The sequence below is a fragment of the Streptomyces sp. NPDC046915 genome, from assembly GCF_040644935.1.
In the GTDB taxonomy this organism is placed as follows: Bacteria; Actinomycetota; Actinomycetes; order Streptomycetales; family Streptomycetaceae; genus Streptomyces.
In genome coordinates, this window is sequence record NZ_JBEYXB010000006.1 from 181,467 (window position 1) to 206,701 (window position 25,235).

Consider the following 25,235-nt stretch of genomic DNA (forward strand, 5'->3'; position numbering starts at 1 on the left):
AAGGAAACCACGTCATGAAGGTCTCGCTCTGCAAGCACAGTTTCCCCTGCCAGCCGCCGCACGGCTCGATCTTCCGGCCCGGCCCCTGCGTCGGCTGCGGCATCACCTACAACGAGCACCAGGCCGAACTGCTCCAGCAGGAAGAGGCCCTGATCGTCGGCAGCTCACGCGACGGCCAGTGCCCCGACTGCACCCGGCAGAAGCGGCTGTTCCGCTGGCAGCCGCCCGCCCAGCCGTGGGACGAGCCCGGCGTCGAGCACCCGGTCACGTTCCTCTGCATGGACTGCTACAACGCCGCCGCCGACGCCAACAACGCGTTGGTCGAGGCCGTCTTCGAGGAGGCGGCGCGATGAGTCCCGTCCGCATCCAGCGCCGCCGCATCAAGGGCTGGCGCAAGCCCGAAGGCGTCGTCTACGTCGGCCGCGGCAGCCGCTGGGGCAATCCCTGCACCCAGGTCCGTATGCCCGCCCTCGACGGCTCCGCGTGGGAGCGCGAAGGCCGCCTCGGCAAGGCCTCCGGCCAGAGCCACGCCTTCGTCCACCCCGACAAGACCGTCACCTGGCACCTCGTCCAGGACGCCACCCGCGAGCAGGCCGTCGCCATGTACCGGCGCTGGCTCGACCAGCGCCCCGACCTGGCACAGGCGGCGCGCGCCGAACTCGCTGGCCGCGACCTCATGTGCTGGTGCCCCGCCGACCAGCCCTGCCACGCCGACCTGCTGCTGGCCATCGCCAACGAGGAGTCCGTGTCATGACCCAGCTGCAGATCCCCATGGAGCCGGTACAGGGCACGGTGTCCGCCGCAGCCGGCGAGGCGGCGAAGGCCGACGGGATGGCCCGCGCTGAGGCGGCCACGCCGATCGACTGGGCGACCGCCTGCCAGAACGGCATACGCGAGATGGCCCGCCGCGGCCTCCCCTTCCAGGCCGCCGACCTCATCCGCGAGGGCCTCGTCGACGAGCCCGATCGCCCGGCTATGTGGGGACCCCAGTTCGGGATCGCCGCCCGGGCCGGGGTCATCGAGCACGCAGGGGTCGTTGCTTCCGCCCGGTCGACCGTGCACCGCAGCCTCTGCCGGCAGTGGATCGGCACCGCCGCCTACCGGAAGGCCGCCGCGTGATGGCCCGCGTGATCGAGATGCCGCCCTGGTTCCTCGCCCTCCTCGTCGTCACCGCCGGAGCCATCGGCGGGGGAGCGTGCGCCGCCATCGACCTGGCCGTCCGCGCCGTCCTCGGGAGGCGGTGATGAACCGCCTCGCCCTCTGGTTCCGCACCAAAGCCCGCCGCCCCCGCCGCGGCATCCGACGCCTCCAGCAGTACGTCGACCACCCCGGATCCCGCGCCGTACTCGACGACTTCCACCAGCCCCGGAAGGAGAAGCCGCAGCCGTGACCACCGCCGCCAAGCCCCTGCCGCCACACGGAAGCTACGCCCGCGCCAACGGAAGCCCCGGCTACCGCAAGCCCTGCCCCTGCGACACGTGCCGGGCCACCCTCCTCACCGCCAAGAAGCGGTACCGGGTCAGCCGCGAACGCGGCCGGCCGGGTCTCATCGACGCCCGACCCGCCCGGGAACGCCTGCAGCAGCTGCAGCGCACCATGAGCCTGATGCAGATCAAAGCAGCCACCGGCTGCGACGACTGCAACCTCCGCCAGATCATCGACGGCACCCGTACCCAGATCCGCCGCGACACCCTCGATCGCATCCTGAGCCTCAAGCCGGAAGCCCCGACGTGGGGCACGTACCTGGACGCCACCGGTACCCGCCGCCGCATCCAGGCCCTCCGCGCTATCGGCTGGTCCGCCAACGCCCTCGCCACGGCGGCTGGCACGGGGGATTCCGTGATCGAGCGGATCTGCAACGGCCAGCCCGCCGTCCGCGGGGTTGTCGCAACGAAGATCCGCGCCGTCTACATCGAGCTCGCCGGCACCCCAGCCCCCGCCGGGCGGAGCGCCACCCGGGCTAAGAAGCACGCCATCGCCAACGGCTGGGCCCCGCCTGGAGCTTGGGACGACATCGACGACCCGGCAGCCGTATCCGAGTGGACCGGCTACTGCGGCACCGACCGCGGCTACTGGGTGCACCGCAACCAGCAGCTGCCCATGTGCGCCCGCTGCGAGGCCGCCCACGAGCAGTGGCTTGCCGACCATGCCCACCTGACGCCGCAGGACCGCAACCGCGAGTTGTTCCGGGCCCGCGCTGTGGCCACCTCCCGCGAGGCCGACCTCGCCGCAGACGCCCGCGAGCTGATGCGCCTGAGCGTCACCGTCGAGCAGGCCGCCGAACGGCTCGGCGTCACCCGCCAACACCTCCAGCAAGCCCTCATCCGCCACCCCGAAACCGAGAAAGCAGCCGCCTGATGAGCCTCACCTTCACCGACATCTTCTGCGGTGCCGGCGGATCCAGCACCGGGCTCGTCGCCGCCGGATACGAGCTGAAGCTGGCCGCGAACCACTGGGCCCGCGCCATTGAGACCCACGCCGCGAACCACCGCGACGCAGACCACCTGTGCGCCGACATCAACAACTACGACATGCGGCGCCTACCCAAGACCGACATCCTGTGGGCCTCCCCGATCTGCACCGAGATCAGCCCCGCTGGCGGACGCCGCCGCACCCGCGGCCAGATCGCCCTCGAACTCGAGGAGTTCGGCAGCGTCCCCGCCGCCGCCTGGGAGCGGACCAGGGCCACCGCCTACGACGTCATCCGCGCCACCGAAGTCCACCGCTACAAGGCTGTCCTGTGCGAGAACGTCGTCGAGTTCGCCGTCGACTGGGAGCTGTTCGACTGGTGGCGCAAGGGCATGGAGATGCTCGGCTACAACAGCCAGATCGTGTCCGCGTCCTCCGCCCACATCGGCGGCGACGACAACGACCCCGCCCCGCAGTGGCGGGACCGCATCTACATCGTCTTCACCCGCAAGGACATCCCCCTGCCGGACCTGAAGCCGACCCCGCTCGCCTGGTGCCCGGAGTGCGGCCACGACGTCCCCGCCATGCAGTCGTGGCGCAACGGCCGCCGCATCGGCAAGTACAAGCAGCAGTACGACTACCGGTGCCCCAACACCAAGTGCCGTCACGCGATCGTCGAGCCGTACATCCGGCCCGCCGCCTCGATCATCGACTGGACCAACCTCGGCGTGAAGATCGGCGAGCGCGCCGACCACAAGCTGCGCCCCCTCGCAGCGAACACCATCAAGCGGATCCAGGCAGGCCTCGACCAGCTCGGCAGCGAGAAGGCCATGGTCCTCACCGTCAACCACGGCGGCCACGACGGGCGCGCGTTCCCCGCGGACCTGCGTCCGCTTCCCGCTCGCACCGTGAAGATCGGCGACGCGGTACTTACCCCGCCTGCCGCGGCTCAGTCGGCATTCATCGTCCGATACCGGCGCAACGGAGGAGCCGACCCGGTCGCGCACCCGCTGTCCACACTGTCGGCCCGCGGCAACCACCACGGCCTCGTCATCCCCTACCGCAACGCGGCCACCAAGACGACTGCCGAGCCGCTGCACACCGTGGCGACGAAGGACTCCGCCGGACTCCTGCGGCCCGCCCCGGAGCTCGAGGACTGCCACTACCGGATGGTCCAGCCGCGCGAGCAGCTGTACGCCCAGCGGTTCCCGCGCGACTACGTCGTCCACGGAACCCGCCCCGAGCAGACCATGCAGGCCGGAAACGCCGTCAGCTGCAACGTCGCCCAGTGGGTTGGCAGCCGCGTCTGGCACGCCCTCAACCGCACCGCAGGGGCCGCCGCGTGACCGCCTCCGCTGGCCGTTCGCACGGCAACGCCAAATACCACTTGGAACACTGCCGCTGCCCGGTCTGCACCCAAGCCGCCCGCGACTACGAGAACAACCGGTACCGGGCCATCGCCTACGGACGCTGGCAGCCCTTCGTCGACGCCGGACCCGTCCGTCAGCACGTTCGCGCGCTCGGAGAGTTCGGCATCGGCTGGATCCGCGCCGCCAAGCTGGCCGGCGTGTCCACCGGCGGCGTGTCGAAGCTGCTGTACGGGGACCGGCCTCGCGGACTCGCCCCATCCAAGCGGGTGCGGCCCGAAACAGCGCTGAAGCTGCTGGCGGTCGAGCCGACCCTCGACAACCTGGGAGACCGGACATCGATTGACGGCACGGGGACCCGGCGCCGGCTTCAGGCCCTGGTCTATGCAGGCTGGACCCAGTCCGAGCTGGCCCGGCGCATGCAGATGAACCGCGCCAACTTCGGCAAGACCATCGTCAGCACCCTGGTCGCAGTAGGCACGCTCAAGACGACGCGCGCTCTGTACGACGAGCTATGGCGTGTCGAGCCCGTCGGGGCAGGCGTGCCGGCCTCTCGGGCAGCCGCTGCCCGGCAGATTGCGGTGGCCCGCGGCTGGGCGCCCATTGGCGCCTGGGACGACGACGTGATCGACGACCCGAACGCGTACCCGGACTGGACCGGGCACTGCGGTACCCCCAAGGGCCGTGCCATCCACTACCGGATCAAAGTCCCCGTCTGCCGGCCCTGCCGCGAAGCGCACGCTGCGGCCGGACAGGCCCTCGCCGCGTGACCGCCTGCCGCCGGGCGCGCGACCGGCCCTGACCAGCAGCACACCAGCATCCCATCCGCAACAGCCAGGGAAGAGAGGAGCCGACCGTGGTCAACAACAAGCTCTGGCACACCGAGCTCGGCGAGCTCGACATCCGTAAGCCCGACCTCGGTCGGCCCGAACTCCCCGACCTGTGGGCCCTCCTGCTCGCCGACAAGCGCACCCCGCTCTCCCGGCGCCAGTTGCAGTGCGGCGACGTCTGCCGCAAGCAGGGCTACGTCGAGTGGATGTACGTCTACGAGCGGCAGGGCCAACGCGTCGCAGCTCACGAGGCGAAGACGGCCGAACGGCGGCACGTCTCCAACGAAAGCCCTGAGCACCAGGCATACAAGGAGCGCACCGTCCGGGTCGCCACCGAAGCCGGCCACCGCGCCGAAGCCGAGGTGCGCACCAAGGACGGCAAGGTCCGCAGCGACGTTCTTGTCTACGGCGCCACTGACCTGCCGACCGGCTTCGAGATCCAGCGCTCTTTCGAACCCGAGGGCGCGATCCGCCGCCGGAACAAGACGTCGTTCGACCACGGGATCCTCGCAGCCTGGCACACCGACGACGCGGTGATGTTCAACCGCAACGAGGTCGCCTGGACCCGCACCGACGGCAACCTGCCGCCCCGCGCCATCCGGGACGGAAAGCACCTCAACATCCGCGGTGGCTACCGCTACCTGCAGATGGAGAAGTGCGACGAGCGCCGCGCCCGCCCCTGCCTGACGAAGAAGACCGGCAAGTGCGACAAGTGGCACCCCGTCTCCTCGGTGCGGCAGATCTCCTACGACGACTTCGTCCGCGGCGTCGCAGCAGGCGAGGTCGTCCAGGCGGGGGTGAAGGAGTTCCGCATCACCTTCCACTTCTGGACGACAGCCGTCGAGCTCGAGCGGTACGAGGACACGATCGGCCGCTCCACCCGGCCGGAAGGCCCCAAGCCGCAGAAGCCAGCCAGCGGCTCCTCCGACCGCGACCCCACCTGCCGTGCGAGGCCACGCATCGAGGTCATCAGCGGCCCCTGCCTCAACTGGCGCGAGGGCTCGCACTGGTCGCCGCTCGAGATGCCCTGCCGCTACTGCGGCGGCCTCACGAACCTCCGCGACGACCACGGCCGCCCCTCGCACAAGACCTGCGCCGAAGCCCAGCTCGGCAGCTGACCACCTACCGCCTCCGCACCTCGGAAAGAAGTCCCGATGCCCTGGTTCAGGATCGACGACAAGGCACACTCCCACCCGAAGCTGATCAAGGCTGGGAACGCTGCGCTCGGTCTGTGGCTGCGCTGCGGCGCCTACGCCGCACAGCACCTCACCGACGGCATCGTGCCCGGCGTCGTCGCCGAGTTGTACGGCACCAAGCCCCAAGCGGCCAAGCTCGTCAAGGCCGGCCTCTGGCACGAGCATGACCACGCCTGCCCCGCCGGCTGCCCGAACCCGACCCCCGGCGACTACGCGTTCCACGACTTCCTCGAGGACGGCCGCAACACCTCGCGAGCCCGCCACGAGGCCGAGAAAAAGAAGGCCCGGGACCGCCAGGCGAAGCACCGCGAGGGAGCCCGCGGAGCCCAGAACGGCGGAGAAAACGCCGAGAAAACGAGGGACTTTACCTTCGATTCGTCCTCGAAAAAAAGTGAAAGTGCTTCGGAAAAATCGCAGAGTTCAGACGCTACCGCAGGTCAGAGCAGTGAGTCACGGCGTGACGCTTCCGTCACGGGTATCCATGCCGGTGCCACTCCATACCCCAGTACTTCCTACGGAAGTACTGGTGCTGCAAGCGAGCAGCGATCGGCCGGCCTCCCCGACCCCCTCGCAGACCTGAAGCGCGGCATCGCAACCGCCGGCCTCACCGGAGTCGCCTGGGACCTCCGCGAGTCCAGCTGGGAGTACACCCGGCAAGCCATCGACCGCGTCGGCGTCCCCGCGATGGTCGCCTACGCCGTCAACTCCGCCCGCCTCAAAGGCCAGCCCGCCGGAGCCTCCGCCTGGGTCCAGGGCTGGCGCTCCCTCGAAGCCCCCGAACAACAGGACGGCATCGCCTACCTCCCCGCAGCCGTCGGGCAGGTCGGACCCGCCTCCCGTCAGCAGCAAGAAACCAACGACCTCTTCGACCGCGCCATGCAGCGCGCCAAGTCCCGCATGCAGGAGGATCAATGACCCCCGACGAAGTTGTGGTGCTCGCCCGCTACGTGCGGGCCCTGTGCCCCGGCCAGAAGTTCGACGAGTACACCCCCGACGCCTGGCACGACGTCCTCGCCGACTTCGCCCTCGCCGACGCCCGCGCCGCGGCTGCCGCCGTGGCTCGCAAGCAGCCGTTCGTCAGCCCCGCCGAGATCATCGACGAGATCCGCAAGATCCGCGACGCGCGAGCCGATGGCTTCCAGGGGCCCGGCCTGTCTGCCGAGATCCCGGATGCCGATCCGGACGACGTGCAGGCCTACCTCTCCGCCCTCCGTGGGCTCCGCACCCGAGCCGCCGACGGCCTGGAGATGAAGAAGCGACCGATCGCCGCACTCCTCGAAAGCGTCGGTCGAGAGGTGCCCGGCGAGGTGGCTGCGGTGAAGCGGCCCGGCCCGCTCGGCATCGAATGCCCGAACTGCGGTGCGGCCATAGGCCGGCCGTGCCGGACACCGGGCGGCAAGGAACGCGCCGCACACGCTGCCCGCCAGAACGGCGGCACGGCCACGGACGAGCAGGCCGAGACCGAGCGTCGGAAGGCAGCCTCCGCCCGACACCTCGCCCGCGTCCAGGACGAGGAGGCCGCATCGTGACCGCCGCCGACTGGAAGCCCGAGCCCAGCGACATCGCCGCCACCCGGGAAACCCGCCGCAATGGCAGCTTCCGTGCCCAGCTCCGCCAGCAGATCAGCGAAGGCAAGGCCCGCTTCGGAGAGATCGTCGTCAAGGACTGGCCCAGTGGCAGGCGCCGCGACATCGGCGGCGTCACCTGCCCGCACTGCGGTGCTGGCCCCGACCAGCGCTGCCACCTCCGAACCCGCGACAAGACGCTTCCTGAGTCGCACGCGCAGCGGCTCGCCGTCTGGGCGCAGACCGTCGCCTGCTGCCCCACCTGCCAGGCCACGCCGGGGGAGCGCTGCCACATCGACGGCACCCCGCTGCCGCAAACCACCGTCCACGCCGCCCGCTACCAGGAAGCCGAGAAGACCGCCGCATGAAAGTCCGCGCCGACATCGCCGCCCTCATCCGCGAGGGCCACACGAACACCTCGATCGCCCACCGTCTCCGCTGCGACCCGCGCACCGTCGCCCGTGCCCGCGAGGCCCTCCGCTACCCGCCCGCCGACAGGCTCGGCCGGCTTTACGCGGAAGCCGTACCCACCGGCCGCGTCCGCGATTGGAAGCCCGCCGACGGTCGCATGCCCCTCAGCCCCGCCCAGCAGCAAGCCAATCGGGAACGGCTCCTCGCCGCACTCCGCGAAGCCGCCTGACCCAACCACCAACCACCCGAAGGAGAACCCATGTCCTACCCCACGATCTTCACCACCCCCGGCGTCCGCCAGTTCGCCGAGGAGATCGACGCCGAACGGCAGGCGCAGCTCGCCAAGTGGGGCGAGCAGCACCACCCCGACAACACCGGCAGCACCTTCTACGCCAAGCGGGCCGTCGCCGCCCGCCGCAACTGCCAGCTGGCCGCCGCCGACGGCATGACGGCCTGGGACTTGATCCTCCTGGAGGAGGTCTACGAGGCCCTCGCCGAGTCCGACCCGGCCGCCCTCCGCACCGAGCTGATCCAGTGCGCCGCCGTGATCCAGGCCTGGCTGCACGACCTCGACACCCGCCCCGCTGTCTGACCGCCGCCCGCCCCACCACCGCCAAGGAGCACACATGACCAGCCCGACCGAGCCCTACCAGTTCGTCGACGCAGACGGCGACCTCCTCCACATCGGCATCCCCGCCACCCCGGCCAACGGCTCAGCAGCGATCAGCTTCTACACGGCGACCGAGCCCGTCCACGTCCCGGTCGACCGCATCGAGGAACTGATCACGGCGCTCCGTCGCCTCGCCGCCGCAGCCCAGCCGACCGCCTGACCTGCGCTGGCCAGCACACCGGACACCAGACAAGGAGCACCCATGAACCCGATCACCGACCAGCAGCTTGACCTCAACAAGATCGCCGAGCGTGCCCAGGCCCGCCATGCCGACCTCACCCAGTGGATCGACCGCTACTCGCCCCAGCCCGGACAGGCCGCCCTGGAACGGGTGGAGGAAATGCTGGAGAAGGACGTCCGCGCGCTGCTCGCCGAAGTCCACCGCCTCCGCGCCGCCATGGAGGAGATCCGGCATCTGCACAAGGACTCTCCGATGGGCCCCTGCCCGCTCTGCATCGACGCTGACGCCCTCGCGGAGGGCCGGGACGGGCTGATGCCGTACCCGTGCCCGACGGCCCGTCTCGCGGGCGCACAGGACTGCGACCCGCCACACGTGCGCAACGCCGAGGAGCAGCTGGTCGACGTGGCAGGCGCAGCAGCGCCCGAGCAGACCGCAACGCTCCTCGTTGACACGACGTCATCCACCTGCGGCGGCTGCGGGCAGCCCACCCTCCCCAGCGCACTCACCCACGCCAACGTCTCCGGCTACGACCCCAAGCCCGGCGGTGGCTGCGGTGCCCGCTTCACCGCGATCCGCAGCGTGAACCGTGTCGTGATCGACGAAGACCTGCGCGGCCTGCGCCCCGACCTTCCGATCGCCACCGCCCCCGCCGCCGGGTGAGCCGGCACCACACGACAACGGCGCCCGTCCCTGACGCAAACAGGGGCGGACGCCGCCAGCCCCAAGCCAACCACACCCCTGGAGCCCCGATGAACCAGCCCGACCCGAAGCCGATGTCCGTCGAGGAGCGCGTCGCCCGTCACCTTGCCGCGAAGGACTGGCTCACCACCGAGGACCACTGGGACCACGGCAGCGCCTCGTTCCGCGCGGACTACCTGGCCCACGCCCGCGAGGTGATCGCTATCGTGCGTGACGCCGCGCAGCCGCCCGCCGACCGGGCCGCCCTCCGCGACCGCATTCGCTACGCCATGTCCACCGCACCGACGATCTCGCTGAGCAGCAAGCAGGGCCCCACCGAGATCACTGGCGAGTTGGACGAGATCGTGGCCGCCGTGCTGGCCGCGCTGTCCGAGCGTGCAGAACGGGCGGCAGTGTTCCGTCAGGCCGCCGACGAGCTGGGCCGCATGGACTACGACACGGACAGCAACGACTACGGGTATGACACGTTCCGCGACGCCTGGAACGGCGGAGTGATGGACGCCGCCGCCGAGTTGCGTCGGCTGGCTGGCGGGCAGCACGCGACAGACACCGAGGCGCACTGCATCTGCGGGCACCCGGTACGGCAGCACTTCGAGGACGCCTGCCTCATCGCCGACTGCGACTGCGGCGACTGCATGGAACCCCTGGCTGCCTTCGAGGAGATCAGGCGACTGGCACAGATCGTCAGGCAGCAGTCCGCAGCCCCGGCCGCCGATCTGCCGGAGGCGCTGGAAGCTGTGCTTACGAAGCGGTTCACCGAGCTCGGCAACCAGTTCGCCGAGATGCGCGTGCACGAGCAGGGCCCCGATGGATGGCCCAGCAGCCGCCTCGTTAGCCCGCGCATGGTGGCAGAAGTGCTGCGGGGGCTGGTGGCTGACGAGCAGCACACGGCGGACGAGGCGCGACAGCAGGGAGCCATTGCCCGCTGCGACCAGGCGATGGCCGGGAAAGTCCACCCGCCGCACGACTGGGAGCCGTACCCCGGCAAGGGGTTGTGGCACTGCCCCGGAGACGAGCCGTTCGCCATCTGAGTCGTCGCCTGCCGTGTGGGTCGTGCCCGTGCGCGACCCCACGACGGGCCTCCCGTGAAGTTACTCGCCCGTTAACTCCCTGACGGCTTCGACCCCCCACCTACGACGCTCACCCCAACTCCACCCCGAACGGCCGCCACACGCCAACACAGCCCCCCGGAAGAGGCCCAAATGCCCGACACCGAACCCCAATGGGAACCCAGCCGCCCCGCCAAGCCCCACAGGCGCACCGGACGCGGCGCCCTCACTCCCGAACAACTCGCCCTCGCCGACGACCTCCACACCCGAGCCCTCGCCCTCCGAGCCGCATCCGAGGAAGGCCTGTCGATCCGGGAAGCCGTCGCCCTCGCCGCCATCCAGCTCGGCCTCGAACCGCCCAGCACCGAGGGGGAGTCGTGACCGGCGAGCAGCTCGCCCTCGACGTCTGCGACCCCACCTGGAGCGACCTCGCCGACCACACCCTCGCAGCCCTCTACGACCCCCACGACCCCCGTTGGCGCGACCTCCGCGGGCAGGGCCTGACCGCCTGGGAGATCCACCGCATGACCACTGTGACGACCGTTGGGAGCTACCTATGACCCGCCCCCCGATCCGCTGGCAGCCCGACGACGGCTCCGCCGCGATCCTCACTGCCTACGCCCGCCGCGGGGAACGCGCCGGCAACGTCATCCGTCGCGCCCTGCTCCTCCTCGCCCGCGCCGACGGGGTGTTGAACGGCCGTGGACAGGTGCCCCGGCAGGGGAGGCAGCCGTGAGAGGCCTCCCCGCCGACCGGTCGCTGGTCACCGCCCGCCGCCTCGAGGTGCTGAAGCTCGCCGCGAACGGCCACACCAACGCCGAGATCGCCAAGACGCTGTGGATCGCCGAAGACTCCGTCAAATCCCACATGCGCCTCGCATACGAGCAGCTCGGCGCCCGTGACCGCGCCCACGCCATCGCCATCTGCCTCGTCCGCGGACTCATCCACCCGCACGAGATCGAACTCCTCCCACCCCGTGCACGGAAGGACAACGCCGCATGAGCGACCACGACCGGCGCTGGCCGCTCGAGAAGGGCGGCGAGCGGTGAGCGCGGAGGCGGACCTGCGCGTCCAGGTAGCCGCCGCGCTTCTCACCCACGACATCAGCCAAGCGGAAGCCGCCCGGCGTCTTGGCCTCTCCAACAAGCACCTCAACCAGATGCTCACCGGCCGGGCCGTCCTCACCATTCCGTGGGCCGAACGCATCCTCGCCCTCACCGGAATGCGCCTCGTCATCGGCCTGCAGCACGACACGCAGCCCCGCCCCTGAGCCCCGCCCGCACCACGCAAGGAGCACCGCCGTGACCTTCGACGACGACACGATCCCCTGCGCCGTCTGCGACAAGCCCGCCCGCGAACGCGTCCACCGCGGCTGCCGGGAGCGCATGGCCGACGCGCTGCGCGAACTCCCGCAGCTGTACCGCGACCTCGGCGACGCGCTCCTGCCGGCCCGGCGTGGCGACGGGCCGGCGGTCTCCGGCACCCCCGGCCGCGGACTCCCCGGCGGCGACGCCCTCGACTTGCGGGCCCGCGGCGGCATCGAAGGCGTCGTCGGCGGCTGGGCTCGGATCTTGTGCGAGCAGGAGGGGTGGGACATCCCCGCCTACCAGTCCGTGCAGGCCATCGTCGACTGGTCGTGTCGTATCCTCCTCGCCAACCTCAAGGTCATCTGCGACGAACACGAGGCTGTCAAGGAAATTGCCCACGAACTGGCGGCCATACGCGGCCAGGCCGAACGGATCATCACCGGGGAGAAGAAACCCACCAAGGTCCCCGTCGCCTGCGAAGGCTGCGGCAACATCCTCCGCGTCTCCCTCGACATGGACGGCATCCGCTGCACCCGCTGCCAGCAGCAGTACGACCACCGGGCCATGCTCAATCTCGTCCCCACCCGGAGGGCAGCGGCGTGAACTGCCAGCTGTACGACGGCATCAGCATCAACGGCACCCGCCCCGAGTGCCCGCCGGCCGTCGCCCGCCTCACCCACCACCACGGCGGCACCACCGCGCTCTGCCAGCACCACTTCGACGACTGGCTCGACACCGCCGACAACGACGAAAGCATCGAACCCAAAAACTGGGAGTGGATCACCGCGTGACGAAGGGCCCCGGCCAACCGGCCGGGGCCCTTCACGCATGTCCGGGCTACTCCTCGGGCATCTCCTGCCACAGCTTCGCCGCGATCAGATCCACCTCTTCCTGCGGCAGGCCCCGCTTGGTAGAGATCAGCATCCGCGTCCCGTCCGGCAGCGTTGCCCACCGCATCTCCGTGTCCGCGGGGCCCGGCATCGGCTCATCCGTCATGATCCACCTAACGACTCAGGGTGCTCTCGAGGTACGCCTGCACCGGCCCGTACAGGCCGTAGGGCACCTTCCCTGGGATCTCGTCGAGCGTGATCCATTCGATGGCGTCCAACTCGTCGGCGTCGGCGACGTGCGCCTCGCCATCGATGACGCGGCAGGCCGTGTAGCTCATGTCCCGGCCGGTCTTGGGGTGGATGCGCTGCCCGATCACCGTGATCGCCTCGACCTTGAGGCCGGTCTCCTCGAGCGCCTCGCGGACCGCGGCCTCTTCGGGCGTCTCGCCGGCCTCAATGCCTCCGCCGGGCAGCGCCCAGAGTAGGTCGCCCTCGCGCTCGCTCCTGCGGATCATCAGCAGCTTGCCGTCGTTGACAATGACCGCCATGGAGAGCGCGGGCTGGTCGGTGGTGTCGGTCATGCGAGCGCCTCCAGGATCGGCGGATAGATGGACTGCTCGGGGATGAAGCGGGTCAACTGCGCGCGCGGCACCCAGGCCACCTCGGCGTTCTCGATCGGATCCTTGTTCGCGGCCTCGCCCAGCAGGTACTCGCAGCTCAGGTACTCGGCGACCACGCCGGTCACCGGGTGGATGCGGGAGCCGAGTTGCTCACGGACGCTGCACCGGATGCCGGTCTCGGCGTGTGTCTCCTCGACCGCTACAACCGCGGGGGAGGCGCCTGGTTTCACCACGCCGGCCGGGAACTGCCAGGACAGCGAGTCCGATCCGCGGCGGCAGACGAGGAGTACCTCGTCGTCGCGGGTGACAATCGCGATGGCGACACGCAGGGCCTGTGCCTCGACGGCGTTCGGCTTGGGGCGGGTCAGGAGACTGAAGCGGCGCTGCACCGATGGGGTCGACCTCTCGTAGGCGGTATCCAGGGCGGACTGGATTTCAGCCCGCGGCACGATGTCCGGCGACGAATGCCAGCTGGCCACCGTGCGAACGCCTACGCCGAGGTGATCGGCGAAGGCGTCATTCGTCATTCGGAGGGCCTGCTGCAAGGCGCATGCGGTGCGGCCGGTCCACGTCACGACGTCCACTTTGCGCCCCTTGCCTGATCGTCTCGGGCGTTCTGCACTACGGCTGCACTCCTGCTGCATCGGCGCTGCACTAAGCGCGCGTGGTCACGGTGCGGCATACGGGGTTCACTCAGGGGCATGGCCCATTCCGTCGTCCCCACCGAGCGTGGATCCCCACTCTTCGTTAACTCGGGAGGTCGCCTTCCGTACCCACTCCCTGCTGTACCGAGCATGCTCGGCCACGACTGTCAGGGAGCAGCCGAGGCCGCGAGCTTCGGCCACGGCTTCCTCGAGACGCTTGCGTGTCTTCTCGTGCGCAGCGGCGGCCCTGTCGACCTTGCGGAGCGCGGCTGCCTTTTGGGCGGTATCGGGTGTCGGGGTCTTCGCTGCCATGTGCTGCATGTTCTCACGCGGGCGCGTCGATCGGCCAGATTCCGCGTCTACTTTGTTGCGCCAGTTCTTGCGGCTTGGGGCATCTCCGTGCCATGGTGGTCCTGCAACAAAGTAGACGCAAAGCCCCCGGCTTCGCGGCCTACTAGCTGCGCCCACTCCTACCGGACCCAGTCCGCGGGCGCTGCACAAAAGAAGATCGGGCCGGACACCGAGACTCCTACCTCTCAGGCCGGCCCTACCACGAGGAATCACTGAAGGGTTCCCCTCATGGCTGAGCGAAAGTCTAGCCTTACCGCCGTACTGCCCGCTGAGCGGGCGGTGAGCCTGACCCTCGAGGCCGAGGTGATGACGGACGCCGACACCGGCATCCCGTCCCTCGTCACCTCGACCGACCCGCAGCTCCACGACCTCAGCGACGTGTCGCCGGCCCGCCTCCGCGAGATGGTGGCCGCGGCCCGCGAGCGCCTGGTCGAGTTCGAGCGCCTCGCCGACGAGCACGAGGCCCGCGAGACCCTGCACGCGCTCCTCGCCGAGCACGGCGTGCAGATGGAGGAGTGGGACACCACCACCCTCGACCCGAAGCTCCGCTCGCGGTTCGTCGCCTTCGCGATGGTCCACCACGAGAAGCAGCGGCTGGTCGTCGTCCCGCAGGGCCAGGACCCGATCGTCCGCCTGGCGGCCGTGCGCGAGCTCATCGCGGACATGCGAGGTGCGGCATGACCGCCGTTACGTACTCGCCTGCCGAGCAGGCGGCCCGCGACCTGGCGACCTACCGCCGCACCGTCGAGCCGGCCAAACCGCAGCGCCGGATCCTGGAGCGGTTCCCGGCCGGTGCCCCGCGGGGCGTGTGGCCGGCGGAGGGCTACGCCGCCGAGCAGCGCCGCAACGGCATCCCGGCCCGGGTCGTCATGGACCTCGACAGCGACAGCTTCCTCGTCATCGTCGAGGTGGCGTCGTGACCGGCGACGAGCGTGAGCTGCTGCAGGCCGTGCTGGAGGCGTTGACGCTGCCGTACAGCGTCGACGGCTACCAGCGGCGGCTCGTCAACCGGGCCGGGTGGGTGTGCACCACGTTGAAGGGCGCCCTGGAAGAGGGTGACGTGGCGTGGCACGCCGACTACCTGCGCCGCAAGATGCGCGACGAGGAGGCCGCGGCCAAGGGCGGTGAGCGGTGATGGCCGAGCACGAGCGCGCGAAGGAGCCGCTGTCCGTCCGGACTCGCCCGCACCCGCAGGGGTGACGTCGTGACCGACGAGAAGCGCGCCGAGCTGAAGCGCAAGGTCGCCGAAGCCAACGGCCGAGCCTCCAAGCCCCTGCCCAAGTAGGGCCCCTCCTGACCGCCGCTGGCGGTGCCACCCACGCCCATACCGCCAGCGGCACCCCCATCCCATCCCGGAATGACCAACCGAGGAGATCAGTCATGCCTTCTTCCACCCCGACCGCCCAGCAGGACAGCGAGCGCGTGCACCGCTACACCTGCACCATCCACGACGGCGATGGATGCGACGGCCACTGCCACCCCGACGTGGCCACCCTCATCTCCTGGTACGCCGACGACCTCGCCTTCGTCACCGAGGAGACGCCCGCCGCCACCGCGGAGGCGTTCATCTCCCAGCTCGGCACCGCGGGCAGCCGACTTGAGGACGCCGGCATCAACGGTGCCGAGGACCTGGAGACGGCGGCGACCTACCTGAACGACGCCGCCAGCCTCACCGGCGACGCGCAGGCCGTCCTCATCGACCGCGCCCGGAAGCTCTTGAACTTCGTGACGGACATGGTCGACGAGTACCGCGACATGGTCTGACCCGCCCCCACCCCGCCCCAGCCCCATCTGACCAGTGAGGAACACCGTCATGCCCACGCTCACCCTGATCACCTCCGCCCCGTCGTCGGACGCGGCCTATCGCACCGACCTGATCCGCCGTTATGTGGCCGCCAGCGATGAGTTCACCGAGCTGGCCGTGCTCGCCGAGGCCGCCCGCTACGACGAGGCCAACCCGGGCGCCGCGCTGACTGACGAGCTGATCGCCTCCGGCCTCGGCGACGTCGCCTGATGAGGTACCAAGGCGAGTTGCCGACGGCGCTCTTCACCGACTCGCAGATCCGGGCGCGGGACTTCCACAAGTGGGAGCACTGCCGCGGCAAGTTCGCCCGAGGCAGGGACCGCCTGAAGGTCGACGAGCTGAAGAAGTCGATCGCGTTGAGCGGCCTGAAGGTTCCGATCTTGCTGGGCGTCTCGGACCGGTACCCGGACGTGTACATCGGCGACGGGCACCACCGGGCCATCGCCCTCACCGAGCTGGGCGTCGAGCGATTCCCCTTCCGCTGGTACTGGATCACGTGGTCGGCCGTTCGCATCGCTTCCGAGCCGTTCCCCTACCACTTCCTCGGGCTGTGACCCGCCCCATCCCTCGAAAGGACCCGTCATGACCGAAGGTCACCGCGCCTACGTCTCCAGCACCGGCCGGGGTAACGGCCGCTACTCGTACACCTTCAAGTGCACCTGTGGCCGTCAGGGCGGCAGCTACGGCAGCAACGCTGCGGCGACGGCCGCGGCCCGCAAGCACGAGGGGCGTGGCCAGTGATGCACACCGGAAGCGCCGACGAATTGCGCGCCAAGACGGCCCGCTCTCAGGAGATCGGCCGGCAGATCTCCGCCCTGTTGAACGAGGCGGAGCAGATCGCGCCCGGTGCCGTCGCCGCCCAGGTGCAGGGTCTCGGGTTCACGATCCGGCGCCGCGGCAGCGGCTTCGTCGCGGACACGAGGTGATCGCCGTGGCCGAGTGGCGCAACGAGGTCGAGGGCGGCGCCGGCCGCAGCAGCGACAGCCGCGGCCCCAAGCCGACCCGGGCCTGGCAGCCGACCAGCCCCGGCGAGAACCACACCAACGGGCTCACTCCCGAGCCGTCGCCCCGTCAGGGCGAGGACTCCCGCATGTACCGACGCGCACGCGTCACCGCCAGCTGACCCTCACTAGTCCTGGAAGGACACTCCGATGAGCAGCGAATACCGTTCCTGGAAGGAGCGTGACGCCGACGCCGCACTGACCAGCGCCCAGGCCGAGAAGACGAAGGCCGAAGCGGAGGGGATGAAGCAGGCCGCCGCTGCCGGGGCCGCGCAGACGCAGACAGCGCTGCTTGCCGAGCAGGTGAAGCAGGCGAAGCTGGCCAACCAGCTCGCCGCGGTCACCGACACGGCGAAGGACGACAAGGCGGCTCGCAGGGAGAAGCGGCGCGAGCAGCGCGACGACAACGGCACCACCTTCAAGATCCTCGTGAACGTGGTCATGGCGCTCGGCCTGCTCGCCGCGCTTCCCGCGCAGATCAGCTACTTCCTCGGCCTGCACCGCAAGGACGACACCAACTCCGGGCCGGCCTGGACGCTTGCCCCGATCCCCTTCTTCCTCGAGCTCCTCGCCTGGGTCGGTGTCATGGGCACCCGGTGGGCGCACCGCAAGGGTCTGCCCCGCTGGCCGTTCTGGATCCTCACCGGCGCCCTCGCCAGCATCGCCGGCTACATCAACCTCGCCCACGGCCGCGGCGAGTACGGTCCGGTCGCCGGCTGGGCGCTCGCCGCAACCTCGGTGATCGGCCCGCTGTTGGCGGAGGTCCGCCAGTTCCTGGAGTCGAAGGCCGCTGAGGACGGGCGGGATCTGAAGCAGCGGGCCCAGGACCGGCGGGCCGCCCGTGAAGAGGTGAAGGCGCGGCGTGCCCAGGAAGAGGTCTGGGCGACCGAGGACCGGGATCGGGAGGACGAGTTCCCGGACGAGTTCAAGGAGTTTCGCCGCATCATGATCGCCCACCCCACGGGTGCGATCAGCCGCGAGGTCGCCTGGGAGCGCGCCTGGGACACCTGCAACGCACTCCCTCTATCCGTGACCGCTGGCTCGCTGGCCGCCCGCGAGGTGGCTCGGGTCGCCATAGAGGCCCTCCTCGAGGACGCCGACCGCAGCCCCGAAAGCGTTGCCGTGGACCTGTTCCTGTCGCACGCGTTCAACCCGAACGGCGGTGACGACGGGCCGTCCGGAACGCCCGCAGGAGGCGGCTCTGGCGGACCTGTGGGGGGAGGGTCACGGGCCCGCTCCCGGAAGGCCTCCGAAGGGCCTGAAGCCCTTGGGCGTAAAGGGAAGCAGCCCTCTGGCCGAACCTCCGCCAAGACCCCCGAACGGCCACTCGACCCGGCCCACATCGAGAAGGTCCGCAAGCTCGCTGACGCCCTCGGAGACGTCGACCGACTCTCCGCCCGCAAGGTCCGCGAAGTGATCGGCGGAGGCTCCAACGAGTACGCCGTCCGACTGCGCAACTTCGTGAAGAACAGCCGCCCGAACGCCGACTAGCTCACCCCCCAGGAGAGACATGCCGTACCCCGCGAACAAGCCCCTGCCGTCCGGCGTCTACCGCTGGAGCATGATCCTCGCCGGTCCGGGACCGAACGGCCGCGAAGTCCGCTTCCCCTGTGAGGGCGCCTACCGCGTCGGCGCCGGCGACACCGTCACCGCCTTGGAGATCCACGAGCACGTCCGCGCCAAGTGCGCCACCGAGCTCGGCATCCCGCAGCACGCCGCCAACACCTTCAACTTCAACCTTCACACCTGACCTTGGAGATCACCACCATGACCATCAGCTTCCGTCAGATCGCCGCTTCGGGCGGTGCGGCCGTAGCCCTCCTCGGAGGCGCCGCCGCGATCACCGCCGCCGCCCCGGTGCCCGCGTCCGCGGCCACCCAGACCGTCGCCCACCGTGCCGTCACCGCCCCCGTGAACCTGCCCGACGGCCGCACCATCCGGGTCACCGGCATGGGCGGCTACGGCCACCAGGCCACCGTCGACCACGTCGCCACCGTCGCCTCCTACAAGACCAGCGACACCACCACCGGCGTCACCCCCGACAACGGCGGTGTCGGCACCCAGCTGCAGAACCCGCTCAACACCCCGCAGAGCCCGGCCGGCTACAGCCAGATCACCACCCAGTCCGCCAGCGGTGGCGTCATCGGCGTCAGCGTCGTCGCGATCCTCATCCTCGCGATCATCGTCTTCTACAAGGTCAAGCACGGTGGCCTCAAGGTCAGCGACGCCATCATCGGCGGCCTCTTCGGTCTCGCCCTGTCCGGCACCGTCATCGGCTCCATGGGCGCCCAGATGACCAACAGCCTCGTCGGCTCGCTCGGCAGCATGCTCGGCGGCCTCGGCTAGCCACCCCATCGGCGGGGCCCACCCCTGGCCCCGCCCCCCGACCCCAGGAAGGAAGAGCCTCGTGGCCACCGAAGTCGAGTCGGAGCAGGTCGAGCAGACCGTCGAACAGGACAGCGCCGAGCCCACCCGCGGCGAGCGCATCAAGGCAGCGTTCGCCGTCCAGCGAAGCCACGCGGCTGCCCGCACCAAGGACTGGCTGGCCGGCGGCGACCTCGACCACGTCGACGTCATCCAAGCCGCCACCGAACGCAAGCAGCGCAAGCACACCGAGCGGATCGCGCAGCAGCAGCGGCACGTCGCCCAGCTCCATGCCCGCCTCCACGTCGCCAAGACGCAGGCCGAACACGGCGGCAACAGCAGCCAGCTGTCCAGCCTCGCCGGCCAGGTCGCGCATGCCGAAGCCAAGCTGGCCGGGCTCGAAGCGCAGCCGGTACTGCCGCCCACCGACCGCGAGATCGACAACGTCCGTCACAGCAAGCGGGCCGGGCGCGCCGCCCTGATCATCGGCGGCGGTCTCGCCTCCCTTTCCGCCCTGGGCACCGGCATAGACCAGGCCGTCCACGGACACCCGCTGGTGCTCACAGCCCTCGGCGCCGGCCTCAGCTATGGATGGCACCTCATCTCCCGCCCGTTCACGGCCCGCACCGCCGAGGGGGTGGAGGTCCCTTTCGTGACGACCCCGACCGGCAGCCTGCCCGCCACGTTCCAGGCGGACCCGGCCGGGGGAGCGGTGATGCCCGGAATCAGCGGCGTCGTCATGTCCGTCGAGCAGCTGCCCGAAGGCGCCAAGCCGTTCCCGCTGCGCAACGCGCGCACCCCTGACCAAGCCGCCCAGTGCGTGCTGCTGGCCATGGTTGCCGAGGGCGTGCCGGTCGTAGAGGTATCCGACGTGGTGCGGCAGCCGTGGGGCTGGCAGTGCATCGTCCGCGTTGGCGAAGGTACCCCCGAGGCGATCATCGCCAAGAGCGGAGCGCTGGAGACCCGATTCGACCTGCAGACCAACGGTGTTCGCCCGCAGCCCATGGCCGAGCGGCGGGCCTGTTCCATCCTCCGACTTGTGGAGGGCGATCCGTTCGCCACCGCGCCCGGCCTGCCATACCGGGCACCCAAGTCGGTCTCCATCACAGAGAAGTCCCGCCTCGGCACATCGGTCGGCGGCGATGCGCTGGAGGCCGCATTGGCCGGCGTTATGGGTCTGCTGGTCGCCGCCTCTGGTGGCGGCAAGACCGGCCTGCTCCAGGCCATCGGCGAAGTCACCACAGCCTGCTACGACAACATCACCTTCGATCTCGACCCGCACGGCGACGGCCTGGAAGACCTCCACGACGCCGTCCGGGTGACCGCCCGGAGCCACCAGCAGATCGAGGCCGTGCTTCTGTTCCTGCTGATGCTGTCCAAGGGGCGAGCCCGGCTGCGGGCCAAGCTCGGCATGGGCAAGAAGTGGAAGGTCAGCAAGAAGCACCCCCACATCGTCGTGATCTTCGACGAGTTCCCCAAGGGCTCCGAGCTGGCCAAGCGGCTCGCCTTCGAACTCCTCCTCGTCGGCCGCAAGGAAGCCGTCACCCTGTTCATCGCCTCGCAGGGCGGCACGAAGCTGTACTTGGGCGAGAACATTGCCCAGATGATCGCCCTCAAGGCGGTAGGCCCCTGCAAGGTAGGCGACACCCGGGCGGTCTTCGGTGACGGCGCCGTAGCCGAGGGCTGGCTGCCGCACAAGCTGTCCCCGGCCACCGACACCGACCCGAAGGATGCCGGCCACATCTACATCCAGGGCGTCCCCGGCAAGGCCGACGAGCCGATCGAGTACGCCATCCACGAGACCCCGTCCGTCATCTTGCGGAAGCTTGCCGAGGAGCGGAGGGAAGCCGGACTAGTCGAGCCCGACATGGACTCGCTGCTTGCCATGGCCGACGTTGACCTCCCCGACATCGGGATGCCGCTGCCGAAGCTCCTCACCTGGGAGCAGTTGCTCCGACTCTGCGGCGCCGAACCAGCCGAAGGCATGGCGCTCTCCGATGGGCCCGCCCGCAGCGTGGTGGAGGACGCGGTCGCCGTCATGGAGAAGCTGGGCGTCGACCGGATGAAGACCGAGAAGCTCCTCCTGGCCCTGCGGGACTACGACGAGGACGCCTACCTGGAGATGACCGTCGACGAGTTGAAGACGCTCATGGACAACGCGGGCATCGGGATGCCGGTGCAGCTTGGTTCGCTCGACGGAGAGAAGAACCCGCGCGGCTACAAGCTCGATCGGCTCAAGCGGGTTCTGTGACCCATATGTTCTATATGTCGGCGCCGCTAGCCCCTGGTCGGCATGCGAAGTCGCAGGTCAGAGCTGCTAGCCCCGCTGGTCGGCCGCTGGTCAACGCTCGGTCGTAGCAGCCGCATAGCAGCACCCATAGCAGCCCTGACCTGCACCTTCACCGGCATAGCAGCCTTGACCAGTGAAGACAAACCACCGCAAACCAGACTGGAGATCACGCATGGCCGGACGTACCTGGGAGCCCAGCAAGAAGGGCATCCGCGACCTCAACGCCTACCTCAGCAAAGGCAAAACCGTCTACACGATCAACCGCATGGCTCGCAACCTCGCACCCTACGAGGACGCCCAGACCTACTCGGCTCACACCTTCGACCGGCAGTCCCGCGTCACCGGCCTGTGGATGACCGGCCACATGTCCGTCCAGGCCCTCCTGAGCCAGTGCGGCACCGTCTACGAGAAGCCCCCGGCCGGCATCCGCAACATCGCCGGCCCCGCACCCCAGGTCGCCGGCCCGCTGCCCGCTGGCTACGAGGGCGTCCTCGACGAGGCCGAGATCCGCGGCCTGGAGAAGCAGGTCGCCGACGGCAGCGACCCCCGCACCCGCCGCCGCCTCGGCAGCTGGCGCGCCTGATGATCAGTAACAGCGAACTGATCCGAGAGTTCGTCTCCGCCTGGCGTCACGGCGACACCCAAACCGCCCGCCGCATCAAAGACATCGCATGGGCCCAGCACCGAGCACTCCCTATGAGTGAAGGCCCACTCAGTGCTATCCGCACCATCTCCGACGTCGAGTCGACTATCCCGCTCGGCTCGTCCTGACCAGCCAAAGGAGAAAGCCATGTCCGACCTGAAGATCACCCACCAGTCCGTGCGCGACTACATCGCCGCGAAGAAGCGCGGTGACCGCGCCACCACCGACCGCATCGTCGCCGAGGTACAGGCTCGCTTCGCCACCCGGAAGACCGACGGCAGCGAGGCCGCCCAGCTGCTGCACGCCTCGATGCACGTCACCTTCAGCGAAGGAGCCTGACCATGCCCAACCGAGACGAGACCTTCAACCGCGCCGTCGCCGCCCTGCGCCGAGGCAACGAACTGCTCGCCGCCGGAGCTGACGAATCCCACCCGGACTACGCGGCAGTGATGCCCGCACTCCATGCAGCCGCCGCCGCCGGATTCACGGACGCCGAGGTCTACGCGGCAGCCATGGCCGCGAAGTAGTTCAGCCGGGGCGCCCCTCGAATGCCTGGAAGCGACCAGGGACGCCCCGGTCTCCCACCCACCAAAGCAGACAGGAGATCACCATCATGACCGACGAGCAGTGGGAAGCCCAAAACGGCAGCCTGTCGCCCATCGAGGCAGTCGCCAAGGGCCTGTGCTGGTGCTGTACCGGCAACGGCGTCCTGTACACCGCATTCGGCGGTGTTCAGCGAACGGTCGCCTGCCCCGAGAAGTGCAACAGCGGCAAGGCCAAGCGATGACCACCGCCACCCTCGCGCCCGCAGCCCCGCCCGTCCTCGACCTTGAAGCCCGGCTCGCCCGCGCCGGAGCCGTCATGGACGCGCGGCTCACGCTCGCCGGCCTCGCCGTCGACATCAACTCCGCGCACATCCCCACCGAGCCGCCCGTCGAGATTACCGTCCCGCACCTGCCGCAGACCGCCGTCCCCAACCCCTACACCACGCCGCTCGCCGCCCTCCTCCACCGGGCCCGCACCCGACTGCAGACCGACGGCTGGATCCGCGACGCGCTCGTCGACGAGGAAGGCCGGCGCTGCCCCATCGGCGCCATCCGCGTCGAAGCGAGCAGCCGCGACCAGGCCGACGACGCCTGCGTGCTCCTCCTCGACGCCATCCAACGGCACTGGCAGGCCGAGACCATCCCGTCCTGGAACGCACGGCAGCCGTCCGTCGCGCCCGTCCTCATCGCCTTCGACCGGGCCGCCGACCTCGCCCACGCCCGCAACCGCTAAGGAGACCCGTGAGCATCCGCCGCGAAACCGCCGACGACGACCGCGAGCGCGCCATGAGCCTGCTCGCCGCACTCGGCGCATCCATGGACCCCGACCGCCCCGTCGACAAGTTCGAAGAAGTCGTCGGCCAAGCCCTCTACGTCAACCAGTCCAAGAACCCGCCCGCCGGCCACCGCTACCCGAAGCGGGGGTGAGTGGTGCGACACCCGAGGTAGTTGAGGACTTGACAGATCACCACCGCCGAAGCGACGATCTGCTCAGATAGCCTTCGTGCGCTTTGAGGCCCGCCACACTGGTGGGCCTCTCGCCATTCCCGGGGGAGGTGAACGATGTCCCCCGGCTACGTCTCTGCCGCGGATGCCGCCTACTACGCGGGCGTTCCCGTCGGCACCATCTGGCGCTGGGCATCCGAAGGCCGCATCGGCAAGACCGGGCGCGGCAAACAGGCCAGGTACAACGTGTACGACCTGCCCAAGGGCCGCCGCGACGAATACACGCGGGAACTGCTGGAGCCAGGGCAGGCGCCGCCGCTGCCGGCCGGAGCCCGCGCCGCCTGAGGGGAGACGCCGTGCCGCACGTTGGCCTGCTCGTCAGTGACGAGCTGCTCGAAGAGCTCCCTCAGGCGCTGGCCCTGCTGCAGGCGACCGAGGTGGCCCGGAAATCGAACGACGCCTACACGACGATGGTCACGCTCGACATGCCCTACGTGCCCGACGGTGCCGTCAAGGTCGAGCCCATCTTCCAGAGCACGCCTGGTGGGGTCCGTGTGCGGTCACTCGCCTGGCACTACGCGGCATCCAGCCCAGATGGCGGACTGACCGTGTACAACCTCGACGAGGGCGATGACCCGCAGGTCCAGTGCTGGCACACCGAGGCCGGGAGCCCGTGCGACTGGAACATCTGCCGCCAGCCCGAGCGTCTCGCTGCCGGCGACTACGGCACCGACCCTGCCGCCTAGTTCGTCCCGCCGTCCGAACCCGTTCCCGGACGGCGGGGCTCAATCCCCAGGAGGTGGCCATGCGGTACGAGGAGCTCCGAACGTTCGTGCTGTTCGGTAAGCACTACTGGTGGGAGCGGCTGCCTGATGGGCGACTGTCCCTGCAGCGGGCCGCGTGGCTGTAACCCTGGTCATGCGTTCCCTACTCCACCGTGTAGCCAGGCGCTGCCCTGTCCATGACGCTCCCTCGCAGTACCGAATCAGGCAGCTGGAGCAGGAGCTAGAGCTAGAGCAGAGCCCGGCAGAGGGTGACCTGGTGGACCAGTACTACAACCCTGCACTGGTGGACTGCGGGCACCAGTGGTGCAGCAGCAGGCGGTAGCCCAGGACCTGGAGGTAGCCGTGGCACGACGCCCCTGCCTGGACTGCGGTCGTCTCTCGACTGGTAGTCGCTGCCCTGAGTGTCGCCTTGCCGTCGACAATCGTCGGTATCAGAGGCGTGGGATGACGTCGCAGCGCGGCTATGGCACGGCGTGGCAGGCGCTCGTCGCTCAGGCCGTTGAGGCGCAGCCGTGGTGCACCGATTGCGGGATTGACCGTGAGCGGGCCGTCGCCACGTCCAATCCGCTGACTGGTGACCATCTGCGGTGGCCAGCGGAGAGCCTGGAGGACGTGCAGGTCGTGTGCCGCCGCTGCAACTCTATCCGCGGGCCGCTGAGGGGCAATGGATAGCGCTCTGACCTGCGCGAACACCACATTGTGCAGGAATGTCGGTTTTTTGACCATGAT

49 protein-coding genes are annotated in these 25,235 nt (G+C 69.8%); 45 read left to right on the plus strand and 4 right to left on the minus strand.

The window, feature by feature from the left end; translation table 11 throughout:
- Positions 1-14 precede the first annotated feature (14 nt).
- From ABZ915_RS17470 to ABZ915_RS17585, 24 genes are all read left to right on the plus strand, one after another.
- Positions 15-353 carry a hypothetical protein gene (locus ABZ915_RS17470; protein ID WP_361802984.1) on the plus strand — a complete coding sequence of 113 codons (339 nt, stop codon included), beginning with the start codon at positions 15-17 and terminating at the stop codon, positions 351-353.
- Positions 350-754 (plus strand): DUF4326 domain-containing protein, encoded by a 405-nt coding sequence (locus tag ABZ915_RS17475; protein WP_361802987.1) that lies wholly within the window; start codon positions 350-352, stop codon positions 752-754. The genes ABZ915_RS17470 and ABZ915_RS17475 overlap by 4 nt, the downstream gene beginning before the upstream one ends.
- Complete coding sequence (locus tag ABZ915_RS17480) at positions 751-1,119, plus strand: hypothetical protein (protein WP_361802990.1); 369 nt, start codon at positions 751-753, stop codon at positions 1,117-1,119. Before ABZ915_RS17475 ends, ABZ915_RS17480 begins: the two co-directional genes overlap by 4 nt.
- Entirely contained in the window at positions 1,119-1,244 is a 126-nt protein-coding gene (locus ABZ915_RS17485; protein ID WP_361802993.1) for a hypothetical protein, read from the plus strand. Before ABZ915_RS17480 ends, ABZ915_RS17485 begins: the two co-directional genes overlap by 1 nt.
- Positions 1,244-1,390, plus strand: a complete 147-nt coding sequence (locus tag ABZ915_RS17490) for a hypothetical protein (RefSeq protein ID WP_361802996.1) — start codon at positions 1,244-1,246, stop codon at positions 1,388-1,390. Before ABZ915_RS17485 ends, ABZ915_RS17490 begins: the two co-directional genes overlap by 1 nt.
- Positions 1,387-2,358 carry a hypothetical protein gene (locus tag ABZ915_RS17495; protein ID WP_361802999.1) on the plus strand — a complete coding sequence of 324 codons (972 nt, stop codon included), beginning with the start codon at positions 1,387-1,389 and terminating at the stop codon, positions 2,356-2,358. The genes ABZ915_RS17490 and ABZ915_RS17495 overlap by 4 nt, the downstream gene beginning before the upstream one ends.
- Positions 2,358-3,755: a DNA cytosine methyltransferase gene (locus ABZ915_RS17500; protein ID WP_361803002.1), complete on the plus strand. Its 1,398-nt coding sequence runs from the start codon at positions 2,358-2,360 to the stop codon at positions 3,753-3,755. Before ABZ915_RS17495 ends, ABZ915_RS17500 begins: the two co-directional genes overlap by 1 nt.
- Positions 3,752-4,546, plus strand: a complete 795-nt coding sequence (locus tag ABZ915_RS17505) for a hypothetical protein (RefSeq protein WP_361803005.1) — start codon at positions 3,752-3,754, stop codon at positions 4,544-4,546. Before ABZ915_RS17500 ends, ABZ915_RS17505 begins: the two co-directional genes overlap by 4 nt.
- Before the next feature lie 86 nt (positions 4,547-4,632).
- Complete coding sequence (locus tag ABZ915_RS17510; protein ID WP_361803007.1) at positions 4,633-5,724, plus strand: hypothetical protein; 1,092 nt, start codon at positions 4,633-4,635, stop codon at positions 5,722-5,724.
- Positions 5,725-5,760: 36 nt separating this feature from the next.
- Positions 5,761-6,717, plus strand: coding sequence for a hypothetical protein (locus tag ABZ915_RS17515; protein WP_361803010.1), 957 nt, complete (start codon positions 5,761-5,763; stop codon positions 6,715-6,717).
- The gene (locus ABZ915_RS17520; protein ID WP_361803013.1) at positions 6,714-7,331 is read left to right on the plus strand and encodes a hypothetical protein; all 618 of its coding nucleotides are present in this window, start codon (positions 6,714-6,716) and stop codon (positions 7,329-7,331) included. The genes ABZ915_RS17515 and ABZ915_RS17520 overlap by 4 nt, the downstream gene beginning before the upstream one ends.
- On the plus strand, positions 7,328-7,735 hold the full coding sequence (locus ABZ915_RS17525) for a hypothetical protein (RefSeq protein ID WP_361803016.1): 408 nt from the start codon (positions 7,328-7,330) through the stop codon (positions 7,733-7,735). Before ABZ915_RS17520 ends, ABZ915_RS17525 begins: the two co-directional genes overlap by 4 nt.
- Positions 7,732-8,007, plus strand: coding sequence for a helix-turn-helix domain-containing protein (locus ABZ915_RS17530; protein ID WP_361803019.1), 276 nt, complete (start codon positions 7,732-7,734; stop codon positions 8,005-8,007). The genes ABZ915_RS17525 and ABZ915_RS17530 overlap by 4 nt, the downstream gene beginning before the upstream one ends.
- Before the next feature lie 30 nt (positions 8,008-8,037).
- A complete protein-coding gene (locus ABZ915_RS17535; RefSeq protein WP_361803022.1) occupies positions 8,038-8,370 on the plus strand; it encodes a hypothetical protein in 333 nt (110 codons plus the stop codon).
- Between the two features lie 34 nt (positions 8,371-8,404).
- A complete protein-coding gene (locus ABZ915_RS17540) occupies positions 8,405-8,608 on the plus strand; it encodes a hypothetical protein (protein WP_361803025.1) in 204 nt (67 codons plus the stop codon).
- Between the two features lie 42 nt (positions 8,609-8,650).
- The gene (locus ABZ915_RS17545) at positions 8,651-9,289 is read left to right on the plus strand and encodes a hypothetical protein (RefSeq protein WP_361803028.1); all 639 of its coding nucleotides are present in this window, start codon (positions 8,651-8,653) and stop codon (positions 9,287-9,289) included.
- An 89-nt stretch (positions 9,290-9,378) separates the two neighbouring features.
- Complete coding sequence (locus tag ABZ915_RS17550; protein WP_361803031.1) at positions 9,379-10,359, plus strand: hypothetical protein; 981 nt, start codon at positions 9,379-9,381, stop codon at positions 10,357-10,359.
- 171 nt (positions 10,360-10,530) lie between these two features.
- Positions 10,531-10,758, plus strand: coding sequence for a hypothetical protein (locus ABZ915_RS17555; RefSeq protein WP_361803034.1), 228 nt, complete (start codon positions 10,531-10,533; stop codon positions 10,756-10,758).
- Positions 10,755-10,937, plus strand: coding sequence for a hypothetical protein (locus ABZ915_RS17560; protein ID WP_361803037.1), 183 nt, complete (start codon positions 10,755-10,757; stop codon positions 10,935-10,937). The genes ABZ915_RS17555 and ABZ915_RS17560 overlap by 4 nt, the downstream gene beginning before the upstream one ends.
- The gene (locus ABZ915_RS17565) at positions 10,934-11,113 is read left to right on the plus strand and encodes a hypothetical protein (protein WP_361803040.1); all 180 of its coding nucleotides are present in this window, start codon (positions 10,934-10,936) and stop codon (positions 11,111-11,113) included. Before ABZ915_RS17560 ends, ABZ915_RS17565 begins: the two co-directional genes overlap by 4 nt.
- Positions 11,110-11,379 (plus strand): helix-turn-helix transcriptional regulator, encoded by a 270-nt coding sequence (locus ABZ915_RS17570; RefSeq protein WP_361803043.1) that lies wholly within the window; start codon positions 11,110-11,112, stop codon positions 11,377-11,379. The genes ABZ915_RS17565 and ABZ915_RS17570 overlap by 4 nt, the downstream gene beginning before the upstream one ends.
- A gap of 43 nt (positions 11,380-11,422) precedes the next feature.
- A complete protein-coding gene (locus ABZ915_RS17575; protein WP_361803046.1) occupies positions 11,423-11,647 on the plus strand; it encodes a helix-turn-helix transcriptional regulator in 225 nt (74 codons plus the stop codon).
- A 31-nt stretch (positions 11,648-11,678) separates the two neighbouring features.
- A complete protein-coding gene (locus ABZ915_RS17580) occupies positions 11,679-12,287 on the plus strand; it encodes a hypothetical protein (RefSeq protein WP_361803049.1) in 609 nt (202 codons plus the stop codon).
- Positions 12,284-12,475 carry a hypothetical protein gene (locus ABZ915_RS17585; RefSeq protein ID WP_361803052.1) on the plus strand — a complete coding sequence of 64 codons (192 nt, stop codon included), beginning with the start codon at positions 12,284-12,286 and terminating at the stop codon, positions 12,473-12,475. The genes ABZ915_RS17580 and ABZ915_RS17585 overlap by 4 nt, the downstream gene beginning before the upstream one ends.
- Positions 12,476-12,521: 46 nt before the next feature.
- On the opposite strand, the gene ABZ915_RS17590 is transcribed toward ABZ915_RS17585, so the two are convergent.
- Genes ABZ915_RS17590 through ABZ915_RS17600 form a run of 3 tightly spaced genes read right to left on the minus strand, consistent with a single transcriptional unit; the run spans position 12,522 to position 13,718 of the window.
- On the minus strand, positions 12,522-12,680 hold the full coding sequence (locus ABZ915_RS17590) for a hypothetical protein (protein WP_361803055.1): 159 nt from the start codon (positions 12,678-12,680) through the stop codon (positions 12,522-12,524).
- A 7-nt stretch (positions 12,681-12,687) separates the two neighbouring features.
- Positions 12,688-13,095, minus strand: a complete 408-nt coding sequence (locus tag ABZ915_RS17595) for an NUDIX hydrolase (RefSeq protein ID WP_361803058.1) — start codon at positions 13,093-13,095, stop codon at positions 12,688-12,690.
- Complete coding sequence (locus tag ABZ915_RS17600; protein ID WP_361803061.1) at positions 13,092-13,718, minus strand: NUDIX domain-containing protein; 627 nt, start codon at positions 13,716-13,718, stop codon at positions 13,092-13,094. The genes ABZ915_RS17595 and ABZ915_RS17600 overlap by 4 nt, the downstream gene beginning before the upstream one ends.
- A 639-nt stretch (positions 13,719-14,357) precedes the next feature.
- On the opposite strand from ABZ915_RS17600, the gene ABZ915_RS17605 reads away from it, so the two are divergent.
- From ABZ915_RS17605 to ABZ915_RS17705, 21 genes are all read left to right on the plus strand, one after another.
- Complete coding sequence (locus tag ABZ915_RS17605) at positions 14,358-14,810, plus strand: hypothetical protein (RefSeq protein ID WP_361803064.1); 453 nt, start codon at positions 14,358-14,360, stop codon at positions 14,808-14,810.
- 41 nt (positions 14,811-14,851) lie between these two features.
- On the plus strand, positions 14,852-15,049 hold the full coding sequence (locus tag ABZ915_RS17610) for a hypothetical protein (RefSeq protein WP_361803859.1): 198 nt from the start codon (positions 14,852-14,854) through the stop codon (positions 15,047-15,049).
- The gene (locus ABZ915_RS17615; RefSeq protein WP_361803066.1) at positions 15,046-15,264 is read left to right on the plus strand and encodes a hypothetical protein; all 219 of its coding nucleotides are present in this window, start codon (positions 15,046-15,048) and stop codon (positions 15,262-15,264) included. Before ABZ915_RS17610 ends, ABZ915_RS17615 begins: the two co-directional genes overlap by 4 nt.
- A gap of 245 nt (positions 15,265-15,509) precedes the next feature.
- Entirely contained in the window at positions 15,510-15,893 is a 384-nt protein-coding gene (locus ABZ915_RS17620; protein WP_361803069.1) for a hypothetical protein, read from the plus strand.
- 49 nt (positions 15,894-15,942) lie between these two features.
- On the plus strand, positions 15,943-16,143 hold the full coding sequence (locus ABZ915_RS17625) for a hypothetical protein (RefSeq protein WP_361803072.1): 201 nt from the start codon (positions 15,943-15,945) through the stop codon (positions 16,141-16,143).
- A complete protein-coding gene (locus ABZ915_RS17630) occupies positions 16,143-16,487 on the plus strand; it encodes a ParB/RepB/Spo0J family partition protein (protein ID WP_361803075.1) in 345 nt (114 codons plus the stop codon). Before ABZ915_RS17625 ends, ABZ915_RS17630 begins: the two co-directional genes overlap by 1 nt.
- A 28-nt stretch (positions 16,488-16,515) precedes the next feature.
- Complete coding sequence (locus ABZ915_RS17635) at positions 16,516-16,674, plus strand: hypothetical protein (RefSeq protein ID WP_361803078.1); 159 nt, start codon at positions 16,516-16,518, stop codon at positions 16,672-16,674.
- Positions 16,674-16,859 (plus strand): hypothetical protein, encoded by a 186-nt coding sequence (locus ABZ915_RS17640; protein ID WP_361803081.1) that lies wholly within the window; start codon positions 16,674-16,676, stop codon positions 16,857-16,859. The genes ABZ915_RS17635 and ABZ915_RS17640 overlap by 1 nt, the downstream gene beginning before the upstream one ends.
- 5 nt (positions 16,860-16,864) lie before the next feature.
- Positions 16,865-17,056, plus strand: coding sequence for a hypothetical protein (locus ABZ915_RS17645; RefSeq protein WP_361803084.1), 192 nt, complete (start codon positions 16,865-16,867; stop codon positions 17,054-17,056).
- Between the two features lie 28 nt (positions 17,057-17,084).
- Positions 17,085-18,425, plus strand: coding sequence for a hypothetical protein (locus ABZ915_RS17650; protein ID WP_361803087.1), 1,341 nt, complete (start codon positions 17,085-17,087; stop codon positions 18,423-18,425).
- Positions 18,426-18,444: 19 nt separating this feature from the next.
- Positions 18,445-18,684, plus strand: a complete 240-nt coding sequence (locus ABZ915_RS17655; protein WP_361803090.1) for a hypothetical protein — start codon at positions 18,445-18,447, stop codon at positions 18,682-18,684.
- Between the two features lie 17 nt (positions 18,685-18,701).
- Positions 18,702-19,280, plus strand: coding sequence for a hypothetical protein (locus ABZ915_RS17660; RefSeq protein ID WP_361803093.1), 579 nt, complete (start codon positions 18,702-18,704; stop codon positions 19,278-19,280).
- A gap of 61 nt (positions 19,281-19,341) precedes the next feature.
- Positions 19,342-21,549 carry a hypothetical protein gene (locus ABZ915_RS17665; RefSeq protein ID WP_361803096.1) on the plus strand — a complete coding sequence of 736 codons (2,208 nt, stop codon included), beginning with the start codon at positions 19,342-19,344 and terminating at the stop codon, positions 21,547-21,549.
- Between the two features lie 211 nt (positions 21,550-21,760).
- Positions 21,761-22,171 carry a hypothetical protein gene (locus ABZ915_RS17670; RefSeq protein ID WP_361803099.1) on the plus strand — a complete coding sequence of 137 codons (411 nt, stop codon included), beginning with the start codon at positions 21,761-21,763 and terminating at the stop codon, positions 22,169-22,171.
- Positions 22,172-22,378: 207 nt separating this feature from the next.
- Positions 22,379-22,570: a hypothetical protein gene (locus ABZ915_RS17675; protein WP_361803102.1), complete on the plus strand. Its 192-nt coding sequence runs from the start codon at positions 22,379-22,381 to the stop codon at positions 22,568-22,570.
- Positions 22,571-22,572: 2 nt separating this feature from the next.
- Positions 22,573-22,758 (plus strand): hypothetical protein, encoded by a 186-nt coding sequence (locus tag ABZ915_RS17680; RefSeq protein WP_361803105.1) that lies wholly within the window; start codon positions 22,573-22,575, stop codon positions 22,756-22,758.
- Between the two features lie 86 nt (positions 22,759-22,844).
- Positions 22,845-23,018 (plus strand): hypothetical protein, encoded by a 174-nt coding sequence (locus ABZ915_RS17685; RefSeq protein ID WP_361803108.1) that lies wholly within the window; start codon positions 22,845-22,847, stop codon positions 23,016-23,018.
- Positions 23,015-23,509, plus strand: coding sequence for a hypothetical protein (locus ABZ915_RS17690; protein ID WP_361803111.1), 495 nt, complete (start codon positions 23,015-23,017; stop codon positions 23,507-23,509). The genes ABZ915_RS17685 and ABZ915_RS17690 overlap by 4 nt, the downstream gene beginning before the upstream one ends.
- Positions 23,510-23,517: 8 nt before the next feature.
- Positions 23,518-23,703: a hypothetical protein gene (locus ABZ915_RS17695; protein WP_361803114.1), complete on the plus strand. Its 186-nt coding sequence runs from the start codon at positions 23,518-23,520 to the stop codon at positions 23,701-23,703.
- A 135-nt stretch (positions 23,704-23,838) separates the two neighbouring features.
- Positions 23,839-24,066: a helix-turn-helix domain-containing protein gene (locus tag ABZ915_RS17700; protein WP_361803117.1), complete on the plus strand. Its 228-nt coding sequence runs from the start codon at positions 23,839-23,841 to the stop codon at positions 24,064-24,066.
- 11 nt (positions 24,067-24,077) lie between these two features.
- Positions 24,078-24,467 (plus strand): hypothetical protein, encoded by a 390-nt coding sequence (locus tag ABZ915_RS17705; RefSeq protein WP_361803120.1) that lies wholly within the window; start codon positions 24,078-24,080, stop codon positions 24,465-24,467.
- A 306-nt stretch (positions 24,468-24,773) separates the two neighbouring features.
- Here ABZ915_RS17705 and ABZ915_RS17710 read toward each other — a convergent pair whose 3' ends face one another.
- On the minus strand, positions 24,774-25,232 hold the full coding sequence (locus tag ABZ915_RS17710) for a hypothetical protein (RefSeq protein ID WP_361803123.1): 459 nt from the start codon (positions 25,230-25,232) through the stop codon (positions 24,774-24,776).
- Positions 25,233-25,235: the final 3 nt, after the last annotated feature.